18 protein-coding genes are annotated in these 21,158 nt (G+C 61.2%); 12 read left to right on the top strand and 6 right to left on the bottom strand.

Going from position 1 to position 21,158, the window contains the following annotated elements; translation table 11 throughout:
• The first annotated feature begins 40 nt into the window (after window positions 1–40).
• From GSVR_RS03975 to GSVR_RS03940, 8 genes are all read left to right on the top strand, one after another.
• The gene (locus GSVR_RS03975) at window positions 41–2,362 is read left to right on the top strand and encodes a PAS domain S-box protein (RefSeq protein ID WP_239077452.1); all 2,322 of its coding nucleotides are present in this window, start codon (window positions 41–43) and stop codon (window positions 2,360–2,362) included.
• A 214-nt stretch (window positions 2,363–2,576) separates the two neighbouring features.
• Entirely contained in the window at window positions 2,577–2,792 is a 216-nt protein-coding gene (locus GSVR_RS03970; protein ID WP_173196303.1) for a hypothetical protein, read from the top strand.
• Complete coding sequence (gene kdpA, locus GSVR_RS03965) at window positions 2,789–4,573, top strand: potassium-transporting ATPase subunit KdpA (protein ID WP_173196305.1); 1,785 nt, start codon at window positions 2,789–2,791, stop codon at window positions 4,571–4,573. Before GSVR_RS03970 ends, kdpA begins: the two co-directional genes overlap by 4 nt.
• A 3-nt stretch (window positions 4,574–4,576) precedes the next feature.
• On the top strand, window positions 4,577–6,646 hold the full coding sequence (gene kdpB / locus GSVR_RS03960; protein WP_173196307.1) for a potassium-transporting ATPase subunit KdpB: 2,070 nt from the start codon (window positions 4,577–4,579) through the stop codon (window positions 6,644–6,646).
• A 105-nt stretch (window positions 6,647–6,751) separates the two neighbouring features.
• Window positions 6,752–7,327 carry a potassium-transporting ATPase subunit KdpC gene (gene kdpC / locus GSVR_RS03955; RefSeq protein ID WP_173196309.1) on the top strand — a complete coding sequence of 192 codons (576 nt, stop codon included), beginning with the start codon at window positions 6,752–6,754 and terminating at the stop codon, window positions 7,325–7,327.
• Between the two features lie 58 nt (window positions 7,328–7,385).
• Window positions 7,386–7,709 (top strand): hypothetical protein, encoded by a 324-nt coding sequence (locus GSVR_RS03950; RefSeq protein WP_173196311.1) that lies wholly within the window; start codon window positions 7,386–7,388, stop codon window positions 7,707–7,709.
• Window positions 7,710–7,721: 12 nt separating this feature from the next.
• A complete protein-coding gene (locus GSVR_RS03945; RefSeq protein ID WP_173196313.1) occupies window positions 7,722–10,394 on the top strand; it encodes a sensor histidine kinase KdpD in 2,673 nt (890 codons plus the stop codon).
• Window positions 10,395–10,588: 194 nt separating this feature from the next.
• Window positions 10,589–11,293 (top strand): response regulator, encoded by a 705-nt coding sequence (locus GSVR_RS03940; protein WP_173196315.1) that lies wholly within the window; start codon window positions 10,589–10,591, stop codon window positions 11,291–11,293.
• A 194-nt stretch (window positions 11,294–11,487) separates the two neighbouring features.
• Here GSVR_RS03940 and GSVR_RS03935 read toward each other — a convergent pair whose 3' ends face one another.
• The 5 genes from GSVR_RS03935 to GSVR_RS03915 form a co-directional block, all read right to left on the bottom strand.
• Window positions 11,488–12,405: an AEC family transporter gene (locus tag GSVR_RS03935; protein WP_173196317.1), complete on the bottom strand. Its 918-nt coding sequence runs from the start codon at window positions 12,403–12,405 to the stop codon at window positions 11,488–11,490.
• 103 nt (window positions 12,406–12,508) lie between these two features.
• Window positions 12,509–13,396: a LysR family transcriptional regulator gene (locus tag GSVR_RS03930; protein WP_173196319.1), complete on the bottom strand. Its 888-nt coding sequence runs from the start codon at window positions 13,394–13,396 to the stop codon at window positions 12,509–12,511.
• A gap of 11 nt (window positions 13,397–13,407) precedes the next feature.
• On the bottom strand, window positions 13,408–14,400 hold the full coding sequence (galE, locus tag GSVR_RS03925) for a UDP-glucose 4-epimerase GalE (protein WP_173196321.1): 993 nt from the start codon (window positions 14,398–14,400) through the stop codon (window positions 13,408–13,410).
• Window positions 14,401–14,571: 171 nt separating this feature from the next.
• Window positions 14,572–15,339: a sugar phosphate isomerase/epimerase gene (locus GSVR_RS03920; protein WP_173196323.1), complete on the bottom strand. Its 768-nt coding sequence runs from the start codon at window positions 15,337–15,339 to the stop codon at window positions 14,572–14,574.
• Window positions 15,332–16,384: a TrkA family potassium uptake protein gene (locus tag GSVR_RS03915; RefSeq protein WP_173196325.1), complete on the bottom strand. Its 1,053-nt coding sequence runs from the start codon at window positions 16,382–16,384 to the stop codon at window positions 15,332–15,334. Before GSVR_RS03915 ends, GSVR_RS03920 begins: the two co-directional genes overlap by 8 nt.
• Window positions 16,385–16,608: 224 nt before the next feature.
• On the opposite strand from GSVR_RS03915, the gene GSVR_RS03910 reads away from it, so the two are divergent.
• The 4 genes from GSVR_RS03910 to GSVR_RS03895 are packed head-to-tail and all read left to right on the top strand — an operon-like array spanning window position 16,609 to window position 20,659.
• The gene (locus tag GSVR_RS03910; RefSeq protein WP_173196327.1) at window positions 16,609–17,343 is read left to right on the top strand and encodes a GntR family transcriptional regulator; all 735 of its coding nucleotides are present in this window, start codon (window positions 16,609–16,611) and stop codon (window positions 17,341–17,343) included.
• A 1-nt stretch (window position 17,344) separates the two neighbouring features.
• Window positions 17,345–18,766, top strand: coding sequence for an L-seryl-tRNA(Sec) selenium transferase (gene selA, locus GSVR_RS03905; RefSeq protein WP_173196329.1), 1,422 nt, complete (start codon window positions 17,345–17,347; stop codon window positions 18,764–18,766).
• Window positions 18,763–19,479 (top strand): 2-C-methyl-D-erythritol 4-phosphate cytidylyltransferase, encoded by a 717-nt coding sequence (ispD, locus tag GSVR_RS03900; protein ID WP_173196331.1) that lies wholly within the window; start codon window positions 18,763–18,765, stop codon window positions 19,477–19,479. Before selA ends, ispD begins: the two co-directional genes overlap by 4 nt.
• 4 nt (window positions 19,480–19,483) lie before the next feature.
• Complete coding sequence (locus GSVR_RS03895) at window positions 19,484–20,659, top strand: hybrid sensor histidine kinase/response regulator (RefSeq protein WP_308936456.1); 1,176 nt, start codon at window positions 19,484–19,486, stop codon at window positions 20,657–20,659.
• Window positions 20,660–20,702: 43 nt separating this feature from the next.
• On the opposite strand, the gene GSVR_RS03890 is transcribed toward GSVR_RS03895, so the two are convergent.
• The gene (locus GSVR_RS03890) at window positions 20,703–21,101 is read right to left on the bottom strand and encodes a response regulator (RefSeq protein WP_173196333.1); all 399 of its coding nucleotides are present in this window, start codon (window positions 21,099–21,101) and stop codon (window positions 20,703–20,705) included.
• Window positions 21,102–21,158 lie beyond the last annotated feature (57 nt).

Here is a 21,158-nt window from a genome sequence, read left to right as displayed (position 1 = left end):
GACGAACCAGGGGAACATCCCCGGGAAACAGCACCCAGTCATGCCACAGGGCAAACCCACCATAGCGCAACTGAAAACCCGCATCAGGGCGGCAGTGGGCCTGCTGCTGGCCGCGGTGGTCTGCATCTCGGCCTGGGGCATCATCGCCGAACGGAGTGAGCTGATCACCGCCTCAGGTCCGGTGTCGCTGCTTGCAGCGCCGGGTGTGCGCAGTGTCATTCTGCAGACCTGCCTGACGGCAGCGTTGTGCCTGTCGGTCATCCTGCTCATGCAGCTTTTGACGCGGCATCTCGAACGGCTGCAGATGGCACGGACCACCCTGCAGGATCAGCAGGAACAGCTGCGGATCAAGGCGGAGCAGATCGACGCCGCCCATGAGGCCATCCTGCTGCTCGACCTGGAGGGGCGGCTGCTGCAGGTCAACAACGCCCTCTGCCGGATGACCGGCTATGCGCAGGAAGAGCTGCTGGGCATCCGCCTGAACGACATCGAACCACCGGAATATGCCGCCCGCATCGCTGCCAACATCCGGACCATCCAGGAGAAAGGGCAGGCCACCTTTGAATCGGCCCATCTGACGAAAGCGGGCAAGATCCTGCCGGTCGAGGTGAGCGCCCGTATCATGAGCGGACATGCTCAGCCGCTGATTCTCAGCATCGTCAGGGACATCAGCGAACGCAAACGGAGCGAGCGCCGGGAAACTACCAAATCCCTCATCCTGGAAAAACTGGCAACCGGTGTGGATCTGCCGGAATTGCTGCTGCATATCGTCCGGTTCGTGGAGCAGGAGTACGAAGGGGCGCTCTGCTCGGTGCTGCTGCTGGACGATTCCGGCACCCGGCTGCGCCACGGCGCCGCACCGAGCCTTCCGGACTCTTACAACCAGGCCGTGGATGGTCTGCGGGTTGGTCAGGGCATGGGGTCCTGCGGAACCGCCGCCCATACCCGCACACGTGTGATTGTGGAGGACATCGAGGGGCATCCCTACTGGAAAGGTTTCACTCCGGCGCGTGAGGCGGGGCTGCGGGCCTGCTGGTCGGAACCGGTGATATCGGCCGGGGGCGCCCTGCTGGGTACCTTCGCCATTTACCACCGCGAACCGCGCTCACCGGACCGCTTCGAAATCCAGCTGATCGAATCCGCCGCCCACCTGGCCAGCATCGCCATCGACCGTCATAAAGCCGACAAGCAGAGAAAGCACCTCGAATCCCAATTGCACCATATTCAGAAGATCGAGGCTGTCGGCCAACTGGCGGGAGGGATTGCCCACGACTTCAACAATCTGCTGACTCCGATCATCGGCTATGCCGAGATGATCCGGCGCAAACTGCCCGACGGGGATCCGCTGTCCGACAAGACCCAGGGCATCATCAACGCGGCCGGCAAGGCACGGGATCTGACCAAACAGCTGCTCAGCTTCGGCCGCAAACAGGTTCTGCAATTACACCCGGTCGACCTGAACGAGGTGGTCGGCAGTTTCCACGACATCCTGCGCAGAACGATACGGGCCAATATCGCCATCGACATCCGGCCGTCCCCGGGAGAGGTAACGATCCTGGCCGACCGCATGCAGGTGGAGCAGATCCTCCTGAACCTGGCGGTCAATGCCCAGGATGCGATCGAGGGCAACGGTTCGATCGTGATCGAAAGCGGCCACGTGATGGTAGACAACGAGTACGCCCGGCTGCATCCGGGCCTGGCGACGGGGCGTTATGCCCTGCTCGCCTTTTCCGACAGCGGCTGCGGCATGGACGACCACACCCTCGGACACATCTTCGAGCCTTTTTTCACCACCAAGCAGATCGGGCACGGCACCGGACTGGGGCTGGCCACGGTCTACGGTATCGTCAAACAGCACGATGGCTATGTTGCCGTCAACAGCCGAGTGGGTGAGGGAACCGCTTTCAGGATCTTTCTTCCGCCGTGCGCGGAGTCTGCGGCCGCTCCGGCGGAGACCGCCGCAGCGGCCGCTCCCCACCTCGAAAATGCCGGCGGAAGGACCATCCTGGTGGTCGAGGATAACGACATGGTCCGGGAAATGGTCGTTGACCTGCTGGAATCCTGCGGTTACCGGGTACTGGTGGCCGCACTCCCCTCGGCGGCTCAGGAACTGGTCCGTGACCATCGTGGTGCCATCGACCTCCTGGTAAGCGATGTAGTCATGCCGGAAATAAACGGCCAGGAACTGTACGAACGCCTGCACCACTCGCTGCCTCATCTCAGGGCGCTCTACATATCCGGCTACGCCCACGAACTGTTCGCAAACGGCACGCTCAAAGAGGGGATCGATTTCCTGCAGAAACCTTTTACCGCAGAGAGTTTTCTCAAGCGTGTCCAACAGGCCCTGCTCCAGGATTCTTAATCGTGATCGATCGCCAGTAACAAAATCTTTCCCGCTCTCCCGCCGCGACCAGGAGCCGATCGGCAGCCGCTCCCGGTAACATTCCAATCCCCTTCCCCGGAACCTTTTCTTGATGTTTTCTTGACCTTCTTCCGCCCCATTTTGACCCCGCCTTTATGCTTCCCCTGCTAGCATCGAATCATGGACGATAATCCGATGCGCAGGGAGCATGACCATGAAGACCTATCTGTTCAATACCGACAACGGCCTCTACGAGGGAGAGAGCTTCGAGGAACCTGATATCCTTAGATATGAAGAGGGCATCACCACAGTGCCGCCCCCTGCTTACCGACATGGTCAGGTCCCGGTGTTCGACCGCCGGCGGCAGGTATGGGAAGTGATACCGATTGCCATAGCCCGGCAGTTGCTCAATCTGGAGGAACCGAAATGAACACCTACGAATGGCTGCAAGCGATCCTCTTTTTCGTCATCCTGCTGTTCCTTGTCCGGCCCGTGGGCGCCTTCATGGCCCAGGTATTTCGAGGAGAGCGGACCTTCCTGTCCCCGGTTCTTGCCCCGTGCGAGAGCCTCATCTACCGCATCTGCGGGGTAAACCGCGACGATGAGATGGGATGGAAGCGCTACTCCTGGTCCGTGATCCTCTTCAACCTGGCACTGTTCGTATCGCTCTTCGCCATCCTGATGACCCAGCATCTTTTACCGCTCAACCCGCAAAAGTTCCCGGCCTTTACCTGGCAACTGGCGCTCAACACCGCCGTAAGCTTCGTCACCAACACCAACTGGCAGGCCTACAGCGGAGAACAGGCAGCCAGCTACTTCACCCAGATGGTGGGGCTGGCGGTACACAACTTCGTCTCCGCCGCCACCGGCATTGCCGTGGCCATCGCCGTGATCCGCGGCTTTTCCCGACGCACCACCTCCCTGCTCGGCAACTTCTGGGTGGATATGACCCGTTGCACCCTCTATGTCCTGGTACCGATCTCCTTGGTGGCCGCCCTGCTGCTGGTTTCCCAGGGGGCGATCCAGAACTTCGGCGCCTATCGGACCGTCCCCCTGGTCCAGGCGACTACCTATGATGCGCCTAAAAAAGACGACCGGGGGAATCCGATCAAGGATGCCAGAGGTAATCCCGTGACCGAGACCATCACCGTGAAAGAGGTCACGGTCCCCATGGGGCCGGTCGCATCCCAGGAGGCAATCAAGGAGCTGGGCACCAACGGCGGCGGCTTTTTCAATGCCAACTCGGCCCATCCCTATGAAAACCCCACCCCGCTCACCAACATGGTGGAGATCCTGCTGATCCTCCTGATACCGTTCGCCCTTACCCATACCTTCGGCGTCATGGTGGGGAACCCGCGGCAGGGGCGGATGCTCATGGGTGTAATGCTCCTGATCCTGCTGGTCTCCTTTGCCGTGCTGCAGGGGGTCGAAACATCCGGCAATCCGCTTGTGGCCACGCTGGGCGTGCAGGGAGTTAATATGGAGGGAAAAGAGATTCGTAACGGCCTGATCGGTAGCTCCCTGTTCACCGTATCCACCACCGGCACCTCCACCGGTGCGGTCAATACCATGCACGACTCTCTGACCCCCATCGGCGGCATGATCCCCATGTGCCTGATGCTCCTGGGAGAACTGGTTCCCGGTGGCGTCGGCTCGGGGCTGTACACCATGCTCGCCTTTGCGGTGATCGCCGTGTTCGTCTCGGGACTCATGATCGGCCGCACCCCTGAATACCTGGGTAAGAAGGTCGAGGTGCGGGAGATGTGGCTGTCAATGGTCACCGTCCTGGCCGCCGGGGTCACGGTGCTGATCTTGTCGGGGATCGCCATGATCACTCCGCAGGCCCTGTCGTCCATGGCCAATCCGGGTGCCCATGGCCTTTCCGAGGTGTTCTATGCCTTTGCCTCCATGGCCAACAACAACGGCAGCGCCTTTGCGGGCCTGAGCGCCAACACGAACTTCTACAACATCCTCGGGGCGCTGGCCATGCTGGTGGGCCGCTATGCGCCGGCAGTGGCGATGCTGGCCATGGCCGGCTCACTGGCGGAGAAGAAATATGTGCCACCCAGCTTGGGAACCCTGCCGACCGACAAGGTACCGTTCGCCCTGTGGCTGACCCTGGTGGTCCTGATCATCGGTGCCCTGACCTTTTTCCCGGCCCTGTCGCTGGGACCGATCGTAGAACATCTGATCATGCTGGGAGGTAACTGAGCAATGTCCACGCACAAACCGGAACCGGTATCCATGTTTGATGCCCGAATCATGCGCTTGGCGCTGGTTGAATCATTTCGAAAACTGAACCCGATTGAATTGTGGCGTAACCCGGTCATGCTCTGCGTGGAGATTGCCAGCGTCATCACCTTGGTGACCTTCGTCATGTCCCTCATCGGCGCCAACAAGGAGCCCGCCTGGTTCACCGGCATGGTGTCGGCATGGCTCTGGCTGACGGTCATCTTCGCCACCTTTTCCGAGGCCCTGGCCGAAGGGCGCGGCAAGGCCCGCGCCGCCAGCCTGCGCCGAACCCGCACCGATGTGACTGCCAAGCGTCTGGAAAGGCCGAAATTCGACGCCCCCTGCACCACGGTCGGTGCCTGCCAGCTGCGTAAAGGGGATTTGATTCTGGTAGAGGCGAACGAGACGATTGCCGGCGACGGTGATGTGGTGGCAGGAGCAGCGCTGGTGAACGAGGCGGCCGTGACCGGCGAATCGGCGCCGGTGGTGCGCGAGTCGGGCGGCGACCGGAGCGCCGTGACCGGTGGCACCACGGTCATTGCCAACAGCATCATCGTCAGAATCACCGCCAATCCGGGCGAAACCTTCCTGGACCGGATGATCTCCCTGATCGAGGGGGCCAAGCGGCGCAAGACCCCCAACGAGATCGCCCTGGAGGTGCTCCTCATCGCCCTGACCCTGGTGTTCCTGCTGGTATGCGCCAACATCAGCCCGCTCTCAATCTATAGTGTCAAGGCCGCAGGACAGGGGTCCCCGGTCTCCCTCACTGTCTTGACGGCGCTGTTCGTCTGCCTGGCACCGACCACCATCGCGGCGCTGCTGCCGGCCATTGGCATCGCCGGCATGGACCGGCTCTTCCAAAAGAACGTCATCGCCCTGTCCGGCCGGGCCATCGAGGCGGCCGGAGACGTGAACGTGCTGCTTCTGGACAAGACCGGCACCATCACCCTGGGCAGCCGCGAGGCAGTAGCCTTCGTCCCCGTCGGAAGACATTCGGAAAAGGAACTGGCAGAGGCGGCACTGATGGCCTCGCTGGCCGACGAGACACCGGAGGGGCGCAGCGTGGTGGCACTGGCCAGGCAGAAGTACAACCTGAAGGCTGATGCGCTCCCACCGGACGCCGAGGCCATCGCCTTCAGCGCCAATACCCGTCTCTCCGGGCTCAACACCGGCGGCAAACAGTACCGCAAGGGTGCCTCCGACTCTACCATCGCCTTTGTCAAAAAGCGGGGTGCCACGACCATCCCCGGCGATCTGGACGATGTGGTGGACAGGATCGCCCGGGCCGGCTCCACCCCGCTGGTGGTTTGCCGGGATAGTGAAATCTTCGGGGTGGTTGACCTCAAGGATATCGTCAAGACCGGCATTCAGGAGCGCTTTCTGCAACTGCGCAGCATGGGAATCAAGACTGTCATGATCACCGGCGACAATCCGCTGACCGCTGCCGCCATCGCTGCCGAGGCCCAGGTGGACGACTTCCTGGCCCAGGCAAAACCGGAAGACAAGCTGCGCCTGATCAAGGAGAGCCAGGAGGCGGGTTTCATGGTGGCCATGACCGGCGACGGTACCAACGATGCCCCGGCCCTGGCACAGGCTGACGTGGCGGTGGCCATGAACACCGGCACCCAGCCGGCACGTGAGGCAGCCAACATCATCGACCTGGACTCGAACCCCACCAAGCTGCTGGACATCGTCGAGGTGGGCAAGCAGATCCTGATGACCCGCGGCAACCTGACCACCTTCAGCATTTCCAACGACGTGGCCAAATACTTTGCCATCATCCCGGCCATGATGATCTCCCTCTACCCGCAGCTCGGAGTGCTGAACGTCATGCACCTGGCGACACCCCTGAGCGCCATTCTGTCGGCGGTTATTTTCAATGCGCTGATCATCCCGCTGCTGGTGCCGCTGGCGCTGAAGGGCACGAAGTTCCGTCCCCTGCCGGCCGAGAAACTCCTGATCCACAACCTGCTGCTCTACGGGGTGGGCGGAATCATCGCGCCGTTTGCCGGGATCAAGGCTATCGACATGGTAGTGGGGGCACTGCTGTAAATCTCGACCATGCATTCCACCTTCCCTCATCCTATCCTTCTCCCGGAGGGAGAAGGTGGCCAAAGGCCGGGTGAGGGGGGAAGTTACCCCACCAGGAGACAAATCATGAAAGACATAAAACCGGCAATCCTCATGTTAGTGACCTTCACCGTCATCTGCGGCGCAATCTACCCCGCCGTGGTCACGGCCATTGCCCAGGTCGTGTTTCCGCGGCAGGCCAACGGCAGCTTCATCGTCGGCGAGGAGGGCAAAGAGATCGGCTCACGCCTGATCGGACAGCCATTCTCTGATCCGAAGTACTTCTGGCCCCGACCGTCGGCCACCACCGATTTCGGCTACAACCCCATGGCTTCTGGCGGCTCGAATGCAGGCCCCACCAACCCGGACTACCTCAAGACCGTGGGAGAGCGGGTCAAGGCGCTTCGCGACACCGGAGTGACCGGACCGATCCCGGCCGAGTTGGTCCAGGCCTCGGCCAGCGGGCTCGACCCGCACATCTCGCCGGAGGCGGCCATGCTTCAGGTCCCGCGGGTGGCCAAAGCGCGTGGGATGGATCCGGCAGCACTGGTCAGGTTGGTCAATCAGGGCACCGAAAACCGGCAGCTCGGTTTTCTGGGAGAGCCGCGCGTAAATGTGCTGTCATTGAATCTGGAACTGGACCGCCTGAACCCGAAACAGTGACCCGGCAGTATCGTGCCATGTCCCCGATTCGACAATGCGACCAAGACGGAGGAACGACATGAAAATCATGATCATTATCCTGGCGTGCCTGGTGCTTGTTCCCATGGCCCGCGGCGTATCCTTCCCGCCCCCTGTTCCCCCGCCCGTGGTCGATGAGCGTACCGCAATGGAAACCTTGAAACTTCACGACCTGATGACAGCACACATACCGCCGTCAATCCCACGGTCATGGAAGCTGATCAGCGTAACCAGCGGGGACAGGGCGAATACCTGCAACCTGTGGTTTCAGGACGTCAACGGCTCGATTTATCTATTGCAAGGCGTGTTCACGCAGAATAAATTGGTCATCAATGAAACTGTTCACACGATTCCCGTCCGATAAGCCGGAAAGCCTATGAACCGCAGGGATGACATACGCCCCTCGCCCGAGGCGATGCTCAAGCTGGCCCAGGCCGAGGAGGTCACGGCCGAACTGGGCAAGCTCAAGATCTTCCTCGGTTATGCGGCCGGTGTCGGCAAGACCTTTGCCATGCTGGAAGCGGCACAACAGCGCAAGCGGGACGGCCGCGACGTGGTGGTGGGATACGTGGAATCCCATGGCCGCACAGAAACCGATGCCCTCCTGAAGGGACTGGAAGTTCTGCCGCGCAGACAGGTCCCGTATCTGGGTGTCGCGCTCCCGGAGATGGACCTGGACGCCATCCTGGCCCGCAGGCCTCAGATAGTGCTGGTGGACGAACTGGCTCACACCAACGCCCCCGGTTCCCGCCACGAAAAACGTTGGCAGGATGTGGAAGAGATCCTTTCAGCCGGCATCGATGTCTATACCACGGTCAATGTCCAGCATTTCGAGAGCCTCAACGACGTCGTGGCCCAGATTACCGGTGTCAAGGTGCGCGAGACGGTGCCGGACCGTCTGCTGGACCTGGCCTTCGAGATCAAGCTGATCGACATCTCCCCTGAAGATCTGCTGCAGCGACTGCACGAGGGCAAGGTGTACATACCCGATCAGGCTGCCCAGGCGATTGAGAAGTTCTTCCGTCCCGGCAATCTGATGGCTCTGCGGGAGTTGTCGCTGCGCAGGACCGCCGCCCGGGTGGACGACCAGATGCGGGCCTACATGGAGACCCAGTCCATCCCCGGTCCCTGGCCCACGGCCGAACGGCTGCTGGTCTGCGTCAGCGGCAGTCCTTACAGCGAAAAGCTGATCCGCGCCACCTGTCGCCTGGCTGAGGAATTGAAGGCGGAGTGGCTGACCGTATATATCGAGCTCCCCGCTGGCGGACGGCAGGTTCAGGAAAATCGTGAGCGCATCTGGCGCGATCTGCGTCTGGCCGAAAGCCTGGGGGCCCAGGTGGCGACTCTCGCCGCTACCGACATCACCGAGGCGGTGCTGGAGTACGCGGCTCGGCACAACATCACCAAGATTGTGATGGGCAAACCGAACAAGGCACGCTGGCGGGAGATCATGCAGCCGCCGATCGTGGACCGCGTCATCCGCGGAAGCGGGATGATCGATGTGGTGGTGGTCAGCTTCGAACCGGAACAGCAGGTCAAAACCGCAGCACGGAAGCACCGCCGCCCGTTGAAGCTGCACGGTTACGCCTTCGGCCTGATACTGATAGCCGCCGCAACGCTGCTGTGCGAACTGCTGCGTCCTTTTCTGGCACCGACCAACATGGTCATGTTCTACCTGCTGGCCGTGGTGGTGGCGGCAGTGCGCCTGGGGCGCAAGCCGGCCATTGCCACCGCCTTTATCGGCGTGCTGGCATTCGACTTCTTCTTCGTCCCCCCCCATATGACCTTTGCCGTGGCCGACACCCAGTACCTGCTCACCTTTCTGGGGCTGTTCGTGGTGGGGGTGGTGATCAGCACGCTGGTGGCGCGTGCACGCGAACGGGCCGAAGTGATACGTGCCCGGGAATTGCAGACCGCCAGCCTGTACTACCTGAGCCGTGACCTGGCCGCTGCCGTTGACATCGAAGCCGTACTGGGGGGAGTGGTCAGGAATGTGGAGGAAGCCTTGAATGCCCGGGTGGCGATCCTGCTGCCGGAAGGGGAACGGCTCGATATTCAGGCGGCCAGCGGAGGGTTGACGCTTGGCATGAAGGAACAGGCTGTGGCCGACTGGTCCTTCCGTAACAACCATCCGGCCGGGCGGGCCACCGATACGCTCGTTTCCGCCGACCTGATCTACCTGCCGCTGCAAACCCCCGCCAGTGTGCTGGGTGTCATGGGAGTCAGGCTGGAGAATGAACAGGCCTATCACTCCCAGGACAACCGGCGCCTGCTGGAGGCATTCACGATGCAGGCCGCCATGGCCATGGAACGGATCAGGTTCTCGCACCAGGCGGAACAGGCCCAGATTCTCCAGGCGCGGGAAAACCTGGAGCGGGCCCTGCTGAATTCCATCTCCCACGATCTGCGCACGCCGCTGGTCTCGGTCACGGGCGTGCTTTCCACCCTGCGCGACAACGGGACCCGGCTCGATGAGCAAACCCGCCGCGAACTGTTGGACAATGCCTGCGGAGAAGCGGAGCGATTGAACCGCTTTGTCGGCAATCTGCTGGACATGAGCCGCATCGAGGCAGGAGCGGTCAGGCTGAACCTGGAGCCGTGCGACGTGCAGGATCTGGTCGGATGCGCCATGGCCGCCCTTGAGCCGCGCATCAACGAGCGCGAAGTGACCTTCAGGATGCAACCGGGCATGCCGCTGGTGCCGATGGATCTGGTGCTGATGACCCAGGTACTGGTCAATCTGCTGGAGAACACGCTCAAATATTCGCCGGCCGGCAGTCCCGTCGAAATCGTTGCCACGATCGATAGCGGAAAACTGCTGCTGGAGGTGGCAGACCGGGGCCCGGGCGTGCCAGAGCACGACCTGAAGCGGATCTTCGACAAGTTCTACCGCATCCCCGTACCGGAAGGGGCCGGCGGCACCGGGCTGGGACTTTCGATCTGCAAGGGCATCGTGGAGGCGCACGGAGGCGCGATCAGCGCCGAGAACCGGGAGGGGGGCGGGTTGAGGATCGTAATACGCCTGCCGCTGGAAACGCCGGCACGATAAGAGCAAAATCAACAAATCGGCCACAGAGGCACAGAGAAATTCAAAGACATAGAACGCGGAAAAGACGGTACAAACGGATCACGGCGGATAACTTTTCAGTTAAATCCTGACGTTTCCGCTTTTTCCGTGTGCCATGCCTTTCGGTATTTCTCCGTGTCTCTGTGGCAGATGTTACGTCGTAAAAGCGAGGTACCATGGTAGCCGAACGCAACGCAGACAATCCCCCGCGCATCCTGATCATCGATGACGAACCGGCCATCCGCCGCTTTCTGCACACGGTGCTGAGCGGCAACGAATTTGCGCTGCTGGAGGCGGAGAACGGCCATGCCGGTCTGGCTGCCGCGGCTGCCTCCCGGCCGGACGTGATTCTGCTTGACCTGGGACTGCCTGACCTGGACGGGATCGAGGTGATCCGGCGCATCCGGGAGTGGTCGCAGGTGCCGATCATCGTGCTGTCGGTGCGGGAGCGGGAAGATGACAAGGTGGCGGCCCTGGATGCCGGGGCCGATGACTATCTCACCAAGCCCTTCGGGGTGGGGGAACTGCTGGCCCGCATACGGGTAACCTTGCGGCGCGCGCTGCAGGATGCGCCCGAGCCGGTGTTCGCCAGCGGCGATCTGGAAGTGGACCTGACCCGCCGCCGGGTATGCGTGCGGGGTGAAGAGGCGCAGCTTACGCCGACCGAGTACGACCTGCTGCGGCTACTGGTGACCCATGCCGGCAAGGTTTTGACCCACAGCCAGATCCTCAAACAGATCTGGGGCCTGGCCTACCTGGAGCAGCCCCACCTCCTGCGGGTCAACATAAGCAACCTGCGCCGCAAGATCGAGGCCGATCCGTCCCGGCCGCGCCATATCGTCACCGAACCGGGGGTAGGCTACCGTTTGAAGAGCGAGTAGTGTTGTACGTATTCTGAATCCATAAAGCCGGGAAGCCGAAGCGCGCGTCATGCCGGAGCTCGATCGTCGCCGGCTCCGTTTCATGTCGGCACTGCCGGCTCACCTACGCCGACATGCTTCTCATGCCGGAAATGCAAGAGCAAGGTATAGGTAGCGAGTGAAGTCTGGAAGGATTCACGGATTCAGGGATATGGTCACATCAACAGCCAGATCGTGACCGGCAGGGTAAAGAACGAGAGGCAGGTCTGGACGGTGATGATCGAGGCCATGCCCTCGTGGTCCCCACCCATCTGCCGCGAGAGAATGTACGCCGTGGGCGCGGTCGGCACGCTGAACAGCAGCACGGCCACGCCGATCGCCACGCCGGACAGCCCCATCGTCTTTGCCAGCCACCAGGCAGTCATCGGTTTACAGAGGAACTGCACCAGACAGCTTACCAGCAGCGGTTGCCAATACCGTTCCAGATGGCTGGCCCGGTAGGCGGCCCCCACCGCCATCAGCCCCACCGGAAAGGCCGCTTTGCCCCCCAGAGCCAGGGTACCGCTCAACGCCGCAGGCAACACGAGGCCGGAAGCGTTGAGTCCGACCCCGATCAGGCAGGCGATGATGAGCGGATTGCGGGCCAGGTCGCCCAGCAGGCGTTTCAGATCGATCCCACCATGGTTGACCGTGAGCGAGAAAACAGTGACGCACAGCAGGTTGACCAGCATGATCATGAATCCGGCCCCCAGTGCGGCAACAAACAGCCCCTCCTTGCCGAACAGGCTTTCCGCCAGAGCAAGCGCCACAAAGGTATTGAAGCGTACCCCCCCTTGAAAGAGCGAGGTAAAGGCCGGGCCATCCATGCGCCGATTGAGCAGCCACCACAGCGTCACCAGCACGGCGCTCAAAAGGATAGTGCCTTCTACCGTCATCAGGATTTTCAGCCAGGGGAGCGAGCCGATCCGCTTACCCGCCAGACTATTGATCAGAGTGGCGGGCATGAGCAGGAAGTAGGTCAGTTTTTCAGCCGCAGGCCAGAAGGAGGGGGGCAGGAAGTTCGTGCGCTGGATCAGGAAACCGGTCAGGATCAGGGCCAGCACCGGGATCAGGGCATCGGTTATGGAGGTCATGGGGGAGCATCCTTTCCCTACAGGTAGAGAAAGGATAGCACAGGGATCATACAAATAAAAATTGATAAAATTTACTTGATACTCAAGTTTTATTTAAGTCGCTTCACGATTCGGGCAGTCCGCATTCACGGCACAGTTCCTTGAAGATCACATCAGTCAGGACCCGGCGGGGATGCCGGCATCTCTGATACATGCCGACGCGCCGGGTCAAGTGTGGAGAACCGAAAGGCTGCAGCGAGAACCGCCTGCGCGCCTCCGCCAGGCGGCGCCTGTTGAGCGGTACCACGGCGATGCCCAGCCCCTGGTCCACCAAGCCGAGCGCGGCCTCCAGCGAGTCCAGCTCCACAACCTCCCGGGGATGGATGCCCTGGGCCATCAGATATCCGTCGACAATGGCCCCGGCCCAAGCGGTCCGGTCGAAGCGTACAAAGGGAAAACGCTCGAACAGGGACTCGGTGCCGCTTGCCCGGCTTCCCGCGGGAGCAGCTACGAAGAACGGCTCGATGTCGTAGGTCCGCCACTCGTATCCCGGGGCAACGGCAAAGGGGGGTTCGGTTGTCAGGGCCGCATCCAGCCCCCCCTCGTTCACCTGGCTGACCAACTCGGCCGACAGGCTGCACTGGAGCCTGACGTGCAGCTCCTGGTACTGTTCCCGCAGCCGGGCCAGCACCGGGGGCAAGGGACCGGTGATCACGGTCGGCACGACCCCCAGGGCCAGCTCGCCTCTGATCCCGGACTGGGAGGCCAGTTCATCTCTGATGCCGTCGTAGATGGCCAGAATCTCACGGGCCCGTTCGACCGCCAGCCTGCCATTCGGGTTGAGCCGCGGGCTGCGACCGGTTCGCTCGAACAACTGCTCACCGAATTCCTCTTCCAGCTTCTTGATCTGCAGGCTCACCGCCGATTGGGTCAGGCCGAGCGATTCGGCCGCTGCCGCAAAACTTCCTTTGCGGGCAATCTCGTTCAGAATGCGGAGGCTGCGCAGAGACACCGGCGATCTCCCTACCGTCCCTGTCCGGCAAGGGTGCGTTCCCATCTCCAGGCATCGGCCACGATGGTGCGGAGATCGTCGTAACGCGGCTGCCATCCGGTCAGGCGCCCGATCCGTTCGGCCCGCGCCACCAGCGAGGCGGGATCGCCCGGCCGGCGTTCGGCCTCTATTATCGGGAAGTTTACACCGCTGACCTCCCTGACCACCTCCAGCACCTCCCGCACGCTGCTGCCGCGGCCATAGCCCACATTCATGACGGTCGGCTCCCCGCCCCGCTCCAGGTATTCCAGGGCATGCAGGTGGGCTGAAGCCAGATCCTCAACATGGATATAATCGCGGATGCCGGTGCCGTCAGGGGTGGGGTAGTCGGTGCCGTAGATGCCGACGCTTTCCCGCATCCCCAGCGCGGCCTGACAGGCCACTTTGATCAGGTGGGTCGCCTCGGGGGTACGCTGCCCCATGCGTGCCTGCGGATCGGCGCCGGCCACGTTGAAGTAGCGCAGGGCCACGTACTTCATGTCGTGGGCCGCCGATACGTCCCGCAGCATCCACTCGCTCATCAGCTTGGAAGTGCCGTAAGGGTTGATCGGTGCCAGCGGGCTCTCCTCCGCTGCCACGCCCCCCTCGGGAATGCCGTAGACCGCAGCGGTGCTGGAGAAGATGAAGCGCTTGACGCCGTGCTTTATGCAGGTTTCCAGCAGTCCGAGGGTGTTACGGGTATTGTTGCCGTAGTATTTCAGCGGCAACGAGACCGACTCCGGGGCGATGATGGCAGCGGCAAAGTGCAGCACCGTGTCGAAGCTATGCCGCTGAAAGGCGGCCTCCAGGACGTCCCGGTCGGACAGGTCCCCCTCGATCAGTTCCTCGCCGTGGACCAGGGCATCGCGAAAACCGGTGGAGAGGTTGTCGAATACCACCACCCTGCGCCCTGCCTCACTGAGTTGACGAATGACGTGACTGCCGATATAGCCGCAGCCGCCGGTGACAAGAATAGTTTCTGACATCGATACTCCTTACTGGGAATGAAATTGCTGCCGAGATAATTTACAGAGATGGACAGAATGTGCGGGATGAAAATCTCATCGGTACGATCGTGGCCGCTAAATAATTTTGGCGATCACTCCCGGTTTTTATCCTGTGTATCCCTGTTCGAATACTTTTGGTCTGGAATCAATTCATACGTATGTACGGATATTCCTGAGCGCCCGTTCGAGGCGCTCAGGAGTATGGGCCTCGATGGTCAGGATAGCATGGGGGGCGTAGTGACCGACCAGGCCGAACAGCAGGTCGAAATCGATCTCCCCCTCTCCCAGCGGCAGATGCTCGTCGGCCTGGCCGTGATTATCGTGCACATGCACCTCGGCCAGAAACGGGCCAAGCTCGGCAAACCAGTCTTCCATGGTAACGGTGGTGAACATGTTCCAGTGGCCCACATCGAAGCAGTGGCGGAAACAGGGATCGTCGACCGTCTCCAGCAGGGCGTGCAGGGTCGAAGGTTCCTTCTCGAAGATGTTTTCCACGGCAATCGTACAGCCGATCTCCCGGGCAATCGGGATGAACTCGCGCCAGAAATCGACGCTGTTCTCCAGCCAGGCCATGCGCTTGTCCCCGTACCGCAGGTCGTCGTAGCCGGGATGAAACACGATCGCACGCGGCTGCAGTATCCTGGCGGCCTGGAACGTCTGCCGGAAGCGCAGGCGGGTTGCCTCACGAATGGTGTGATCCAGCGCGCCCGGATTCAGGTCCAGAAACGGCGCGTGGATGGTGGTTGCCAGCCCGGCGGTGTGCAGCAGGCGGGCCTGTGCCGTTAGCTCCTCCCCTGCCAGGAGGTCCAGGCCTTCGGCCGAAAAGGCTATTTCGGGGTTGATGCGCTGCCGGATGATATGTTCCAGCTGGTCGGACAGGCGCAGATAGGGGACGTGGGCATGGACGCGTTCATGCATGGCTGGTATTCTCCTTTTGGTGTTGCATGATCAGGCCGTCCGAGGCCGGGCATGCCACCAGTTCTTCCAGTTTGACGACTGCCGATGGCTCCCCCAAAACAATCAGGGTATCGCCGGCCTCGATCCTGGCCTGCGAATGAGGATTGAATACCATTTTTCCGTGATCTTTCTTGATACCGATGATGATCACACCGGTTTCCCTTCTGAATCCCGAACTCACCAGCGTTTCGCCCGCAAAGGCCGAGTGTTCCGGGATGGTGATTTCTTCCATCTGCAGGTCCAGATGCTCGCTGCCGGTAGCTATTTCGATGAAATCTACCACATTGGGGCGCAGGATGGACTGGGCCATCCTGGTGCCGCCGATGATGTAGGGGGACACCACCTTGTTGGCGCCGGCCCGTTTGAGCTTGATGTCAGAGCCCTCTTCGCCGGAACGGGCCAGGATGTAGAGATCGGGATTCAATCCACGGGCGGTCAGGGTGATATAGACATTTTCGGTATCCGAGGTCACCACGGAGATCAATCCCCTGGCGTTCCTGATGCCGGCCTTGAGCAGCGCCTCGTCCATGGTGGCGTCGCCCCGCATGTAGAGGTAGCCCTCCTCATGCAGCTTTTCCGCTGTTTCGGCATCCTTTTCCACCACCACGAAATCGACCTTGTTGGCCTTGAATTCCTTGCAGATCAGGGAGCCGATCCGACCGAAGCCGCAGATGATGTAGTGCCCCTTCAGGTTCTTGATCATCTTTTCCACCTTGTTCCTCCCCATCACCCGCTGGATCTGCCCCTCGAACATGATCTGCGCCAGGCTGCCCACGATATAGCCGATCACGCTGACGCCGACGACCACCAGCACCATGGTGAAGACCTTGCCGCTGTCCGACAGGTCGTGCACCTCCCGGAACCCCACCGTGCCCAGCGTGATGACGGTCATATAAAGGGCATCCAGAAAGCGCCAATGTTCGATGGTCATATAGCCGAAGATACCGGTCGAAACCAGCAGCAACAGGACCAGCATTGAGATTTTAAGGTGCCGTACCGGGTCCATGTCTCTCCTCGAATGCGGTGCAGATTACCCGCTGAAACGTCAAAATTCAAGGGATGATTGGCACCGGCTCACACACCGGCGTAAACCGCACGCCCAAAGGGCCGCAAAACGCATGATCAGTATGCGATAGCCAACATGATACTTCCGTAAAACCATGAGCTTAGAGTTGACAATCCCTGCATACAGTATACAATGCGAAAAATTTATCCAGGAGCAGCCTGCGCATGAAAAAGCCCATGGAAAAACATCTTACCTTGCGTGAAAAGATCCTTGAAAATATTCGGGATGCAATCATTTCCGGCTCGCTCAAGGCAGGCAGCAGGGTTTCCGAACCCGAACTCGCCGAGCGGTACGGCATCAGCCGCACTCCCATTCGGGAGGCCTTCCGCCAGCTCGAATCGGAAGGGTACCTGACGGTCATCCCACGCCGGGGTGCAGTGGTGAGCGAATTCAGCCAGAAGGATGTGGAGGAATTTTATGCCATCAAGAGCATTCTGGAAGGCTATGCTGCCCGGCGGGCCTGCGAAAAGCTGACCGGCAAGGAACTTGACCGGCTCCAGGCCATCAACGTCCGGCTCTCGGAATTGGCCGAACAGAACGACATCAAGACCTTCTTCAAAATCCACAGCGATTTTCACGACCTGTTCATCAAAGCCGCCGACAACGACAAGCTGCGCGAACTGATCACCAGTGTGGTGACCCGCTTCCAGCGCCTGCGCCTGATGTCGCTCAGCCTGCCCGGCAGGATGAAGATTTCGGTCATGGAACATGAAAAGATCATCGAAGCCTTTCGGAAGCGGGACGCCGAGGCCGCCGAATCGTTGGTGCGCAAAAATGCCGAATATGGCGGCAAGGTGCTGATGGATGGAAAAAACATCGTGATATCCGGCAAGGGACTTGCCGTTGGCGGCAGCGAAGGCCTCCCGGCCATGGCCTCGGCGCCGCAGATCGACCTCTAGCATGTCCGCCCGAATCCAGGAGATACTGAAGGCGATCCCCAAGGTCGACCGATTGCTGGCATGGCCCGAGATGGCCCCTCTGCTGGCGGCGCATCCCCGTGCCGAGGTGATCGCGGCTGTGCGGCTGGCCCTGGCCGAACTGAGGGAAGAGGTCCGCTCCGGCCGGGCCGGCGCTCCGGATGACCGATCCGCCCTGATCGCATCCATCGAATCCGGCCTTGCCCGGCGCAGCACCCACAGCCTGCGCTCCGTTATCAACGGCACCGGCGTGGTGGTGCATACCAACCTGGGGCGCGCCCCTCTGGCGGTTCAGGCCGAAAAGGCGATGCTGGAGATTTCCGGTGGCTACTGCAACCTGGAATACGATCTGCAGGACGGCGCACGGGGCAAACGCAACGCGCACGTGGAAGGGTTGATCTGCGAGCTGACCGGCGCAGAAGCGGCCCTGGTGGTGAACAACAACGCTGCCGCCGTAATCCTGGCCCTCTCCACGCTGGCTATCGGCCGCGAGGTGGTCCTCTCCCGGGGAGAGCTGGTGGAAATCGGCGGTTCCTTCCGCATCCCCGATGTCATGCGCCAGAGCGGCGCAGCGCTGGTGGAGGTAGGCACCACCAACCGTACCCACCTCCGTGACTTTCAGGCAGCCGCCTCCGAGGCAACCGCCCTCTTTCTCAAAGTGCATACCAGCAATTTCGCCGTGGTCGGTTTCACAGCAGACACCTCGATCGAAGAGCTGGCAGTACTGGGCAGGGAAAAGGGCATACCGGTCATGCTGGACGCCGGCAGCGGCTGCCTGGTGGACCTGGCTCCCTACGGCATTGCCGGCGAACCGACCATCGCCCGTTATCTGGAGACTGGCGCCGATGTGGTCACCTTCAGCGGCGACAAGCTCCTAGGGGGCCCTCAGGCCGGTATCATTGCCGGCAAACGCAGCCTGGTGGAACCGATGAAGCGGCATCCCCTGCTGCGCGCCATCCGCATGGACAAGCTCTCTCTGGCCGCACTGGAGGCGACCCTCCGGCTCTACCGCGACGAACAGCGCGCCCTGCGGGAGATTCCCACCCTGAGGATGCTGACCATGCCGGCCGGGGAACTGTCTGCGCGGGCCACCCAGATCATCCGCAGGCTCCGGCGCGGGTTGCCTCCTGTTGTCGAACTCCGCAAACAGCAGGGAGAGTCCAGCGCCGGTGGCGGCTCCTTTCCGCTGCTGCAATTGCCCACCACCCTGATCGAAGTGCAGATTGCTTCGGCTGCGCCCCAACGGATCGAGGCAGCCCTGCGCCGGGCCGGCACCCCTGTCATCGGCCGGATCCACCGCGACCGTTTTCTTTTGGACGTGCGTACCATTCTTGATCGTGATATCGTTTCCCTAGGCGCTTCCCTGGCTGAAGCGGCAGATTTTCTGACACAGGAGAAACGATGACATCAGCCAAGTCGTTCGCCCTGATTCCCGCTGCAGGCATGGGAAAACGCATGGGTGCATCGATCAACAAGCAATACCTGCAACTGAATGGCCTGCCGATCATCGCCCGCACCATTGCCGTTTTCGAGCAGTCGCCACTGATCGATGGCATCTGCCTGGTGATTCCGGCCGACGAGATCTCCTACTGCCGCGAGCAGGTAGTGGAAGCGTGCGGATTCCGCAAGGTGATGGACATTGTGGCCGGTGGCAAGGAACGTCAGCATTCGGTCATGAACGGCCTCAGGTATCTCGAACGCCATGCTGCCGGGGAGGATGTGGTGCTGATTCACGACGGGGTCAGGCCGCTCATTCCCGCCGGGCTGCTGCAGGCCTCCATTGAGGTGGCCCGCACCGGCGAAGGGGCGCTGGTGGCGGTTCCGGCCAAGGACACGGTCAAGATCGTCCGGGATGGCCTGGTGGTGGAAACCCCTGCCCGGGAAACACTCTGGCAGGCCCAGACCCCGCAGTCCTTCCGTTTCGACCTGATCTATCAGGCCCATTGCCGGGCCGAACAAGAGGGTTTCATCGGCACCGACGACGCCTCCCTGATCGAACGCCAGGGGAGCCCCATCAGGATCGTGCCGGGGGATTACCGCAACATCAAGATCACCACGCCTGAAGATCTGGTTCTGGCGGAAGCCTTCCTGGCCGCCTATCAATCATCCGGAGCGTAAAATCATGCTGAAACCAGCCCGTATCCTGATCGTCGACGATGAGCCGGATATCGCCCAGATCCTCAAGCTGCACCTGGAGGAAGCCGGATATGTTACCGACTGGGCAATGGACGGGGAGACCTGTATGGCAATGCTGCCGGAGGGTCAGTTTTCGCTGGTGCTGCTGGACATCAGGATGCCGGGCATCAGCGGCATCCAGGTGCTCGAGCTGATCCGCTCCTCGGGCAGCGATGTGGCGGTGATGATGATGACGGCCCATGGCAGCGAAAGCCTGGCCGTGGAGTGCATGCGCAGCGGAGCCCTGGACTACGTTGCCAAGCCCTTTGATCTGAGCGATGTGCTCCAGCGGGTGGAGCGGGCCATTGACTTCCGCCGGACGCTCATTGAAAAACAACGGCTGGAGCGGGAAAAGGACGACTTCGTCTCGATGCTCTCCCATGATCTGAAGAACCCGATTACAGCGGTGATCGGGTCCATCGACATCATTCGCGAGGGGCGCCTGGGACCGGTCAATTCCGAACAGGTCGAATATCTTCAGTCAGCCATCGACAGCTGCAACGAAGTGGTCGGGATGATCGACAACCTGCTCGACATCCATCGCTTCGAAGCAGGGCGGACCAGCATGAACATCCGCCCCTGCAGTCCGCAGGAAACGATCCTGGCGGCTTCCGGAAGATTCGCCGCCCTGGCCCAGCAGGAATCGGTCACACTGAACGTTGACCTGGACCAGGAGCTGCCGATGATCGAAGTCGACCGCAGCGCGTTTTCCAGGATCATTGCCAATCTGGTCGGAAATGCACTGAAATTCACCCCCCCTGACGGTGAGATCACCATTTCCTGCCATGCGCTCCCAACCGACGGCCAGCAGCTGCCGGAAGTCCCCCGCTACGCGGCCGCCCATCTTCAGACACTGACGGAGCACCGCCACTTGGTGCGCCTAAGCGTCAGAGACACCGGTCCGGGCATTCCCGAAGAGGACCAGGAACATATTTTCGAGAGGTTCGTACAATCGCGTCGGAACGGCCAACCACAGGTCGGCGCAGGCCTCGGCCTGGCTTACTGCAAGCTGGCGGTCGAATCATTCGGAGGGAGCATCTGGGTGGAAAGCAGTCCGGGCAAAGGGAGCGAATTCATCATACTGTTCGGGGCATTGCCGGATGAGGAGAGTCCCGATTCATGAGGTATCCCTGCACGCCTCGGGCCACTGTGTAAAAAACTGAAGACTATGGCACCAATTCCAGTGTTCTGAGGGACTTCATCAATTTTTGGTGGGAAACCGGCTTGACCAGGTGAGCCGCTGATTGGGCCGAAACGTAGGATTCGATCACATCCTTGGGGGTGTTCAGGCAGGAAAGCACGATGATGCTGACCCCCTTGTCGGGCGTCAGGCCCTGCTCCTGCTCGATGCCTCGAATGGCCTTGGCCGCTTCGTGTCCGTCCATACCCGGCATTATGATATCCAGAATGATCAGGTCGTAGGGATCTCCCGCCCGCATGGCCGCCCGGAACTTCTTTACCGCCTCCGTTCCGTTCGGAGCCATTTCACTCGTCGCCACCTCCCGCAGAACCTCTGCAATCAACTGACGGCTCAGCTCGTCATCATCTACTATCAGACACTTCATGGCAGTCCCCTTACGCCGTTGTATGCTTCCCGCGTACCTTACCACAGGATGATAAAA

Source organism: Geobacter sp. SVR (genome assembly GCF_016865365.1).
Taxonomy (GTDB): Bacteria; Desulfobacterota; Desulfuromonadia; order Geobacterales; family Pseudopelobacteraceae; genus Pelotalea.
Note: the sequence above shows the minus strand (reverse complement) of the source record. Positions and strands in the feature narration are given on the sequence as shown.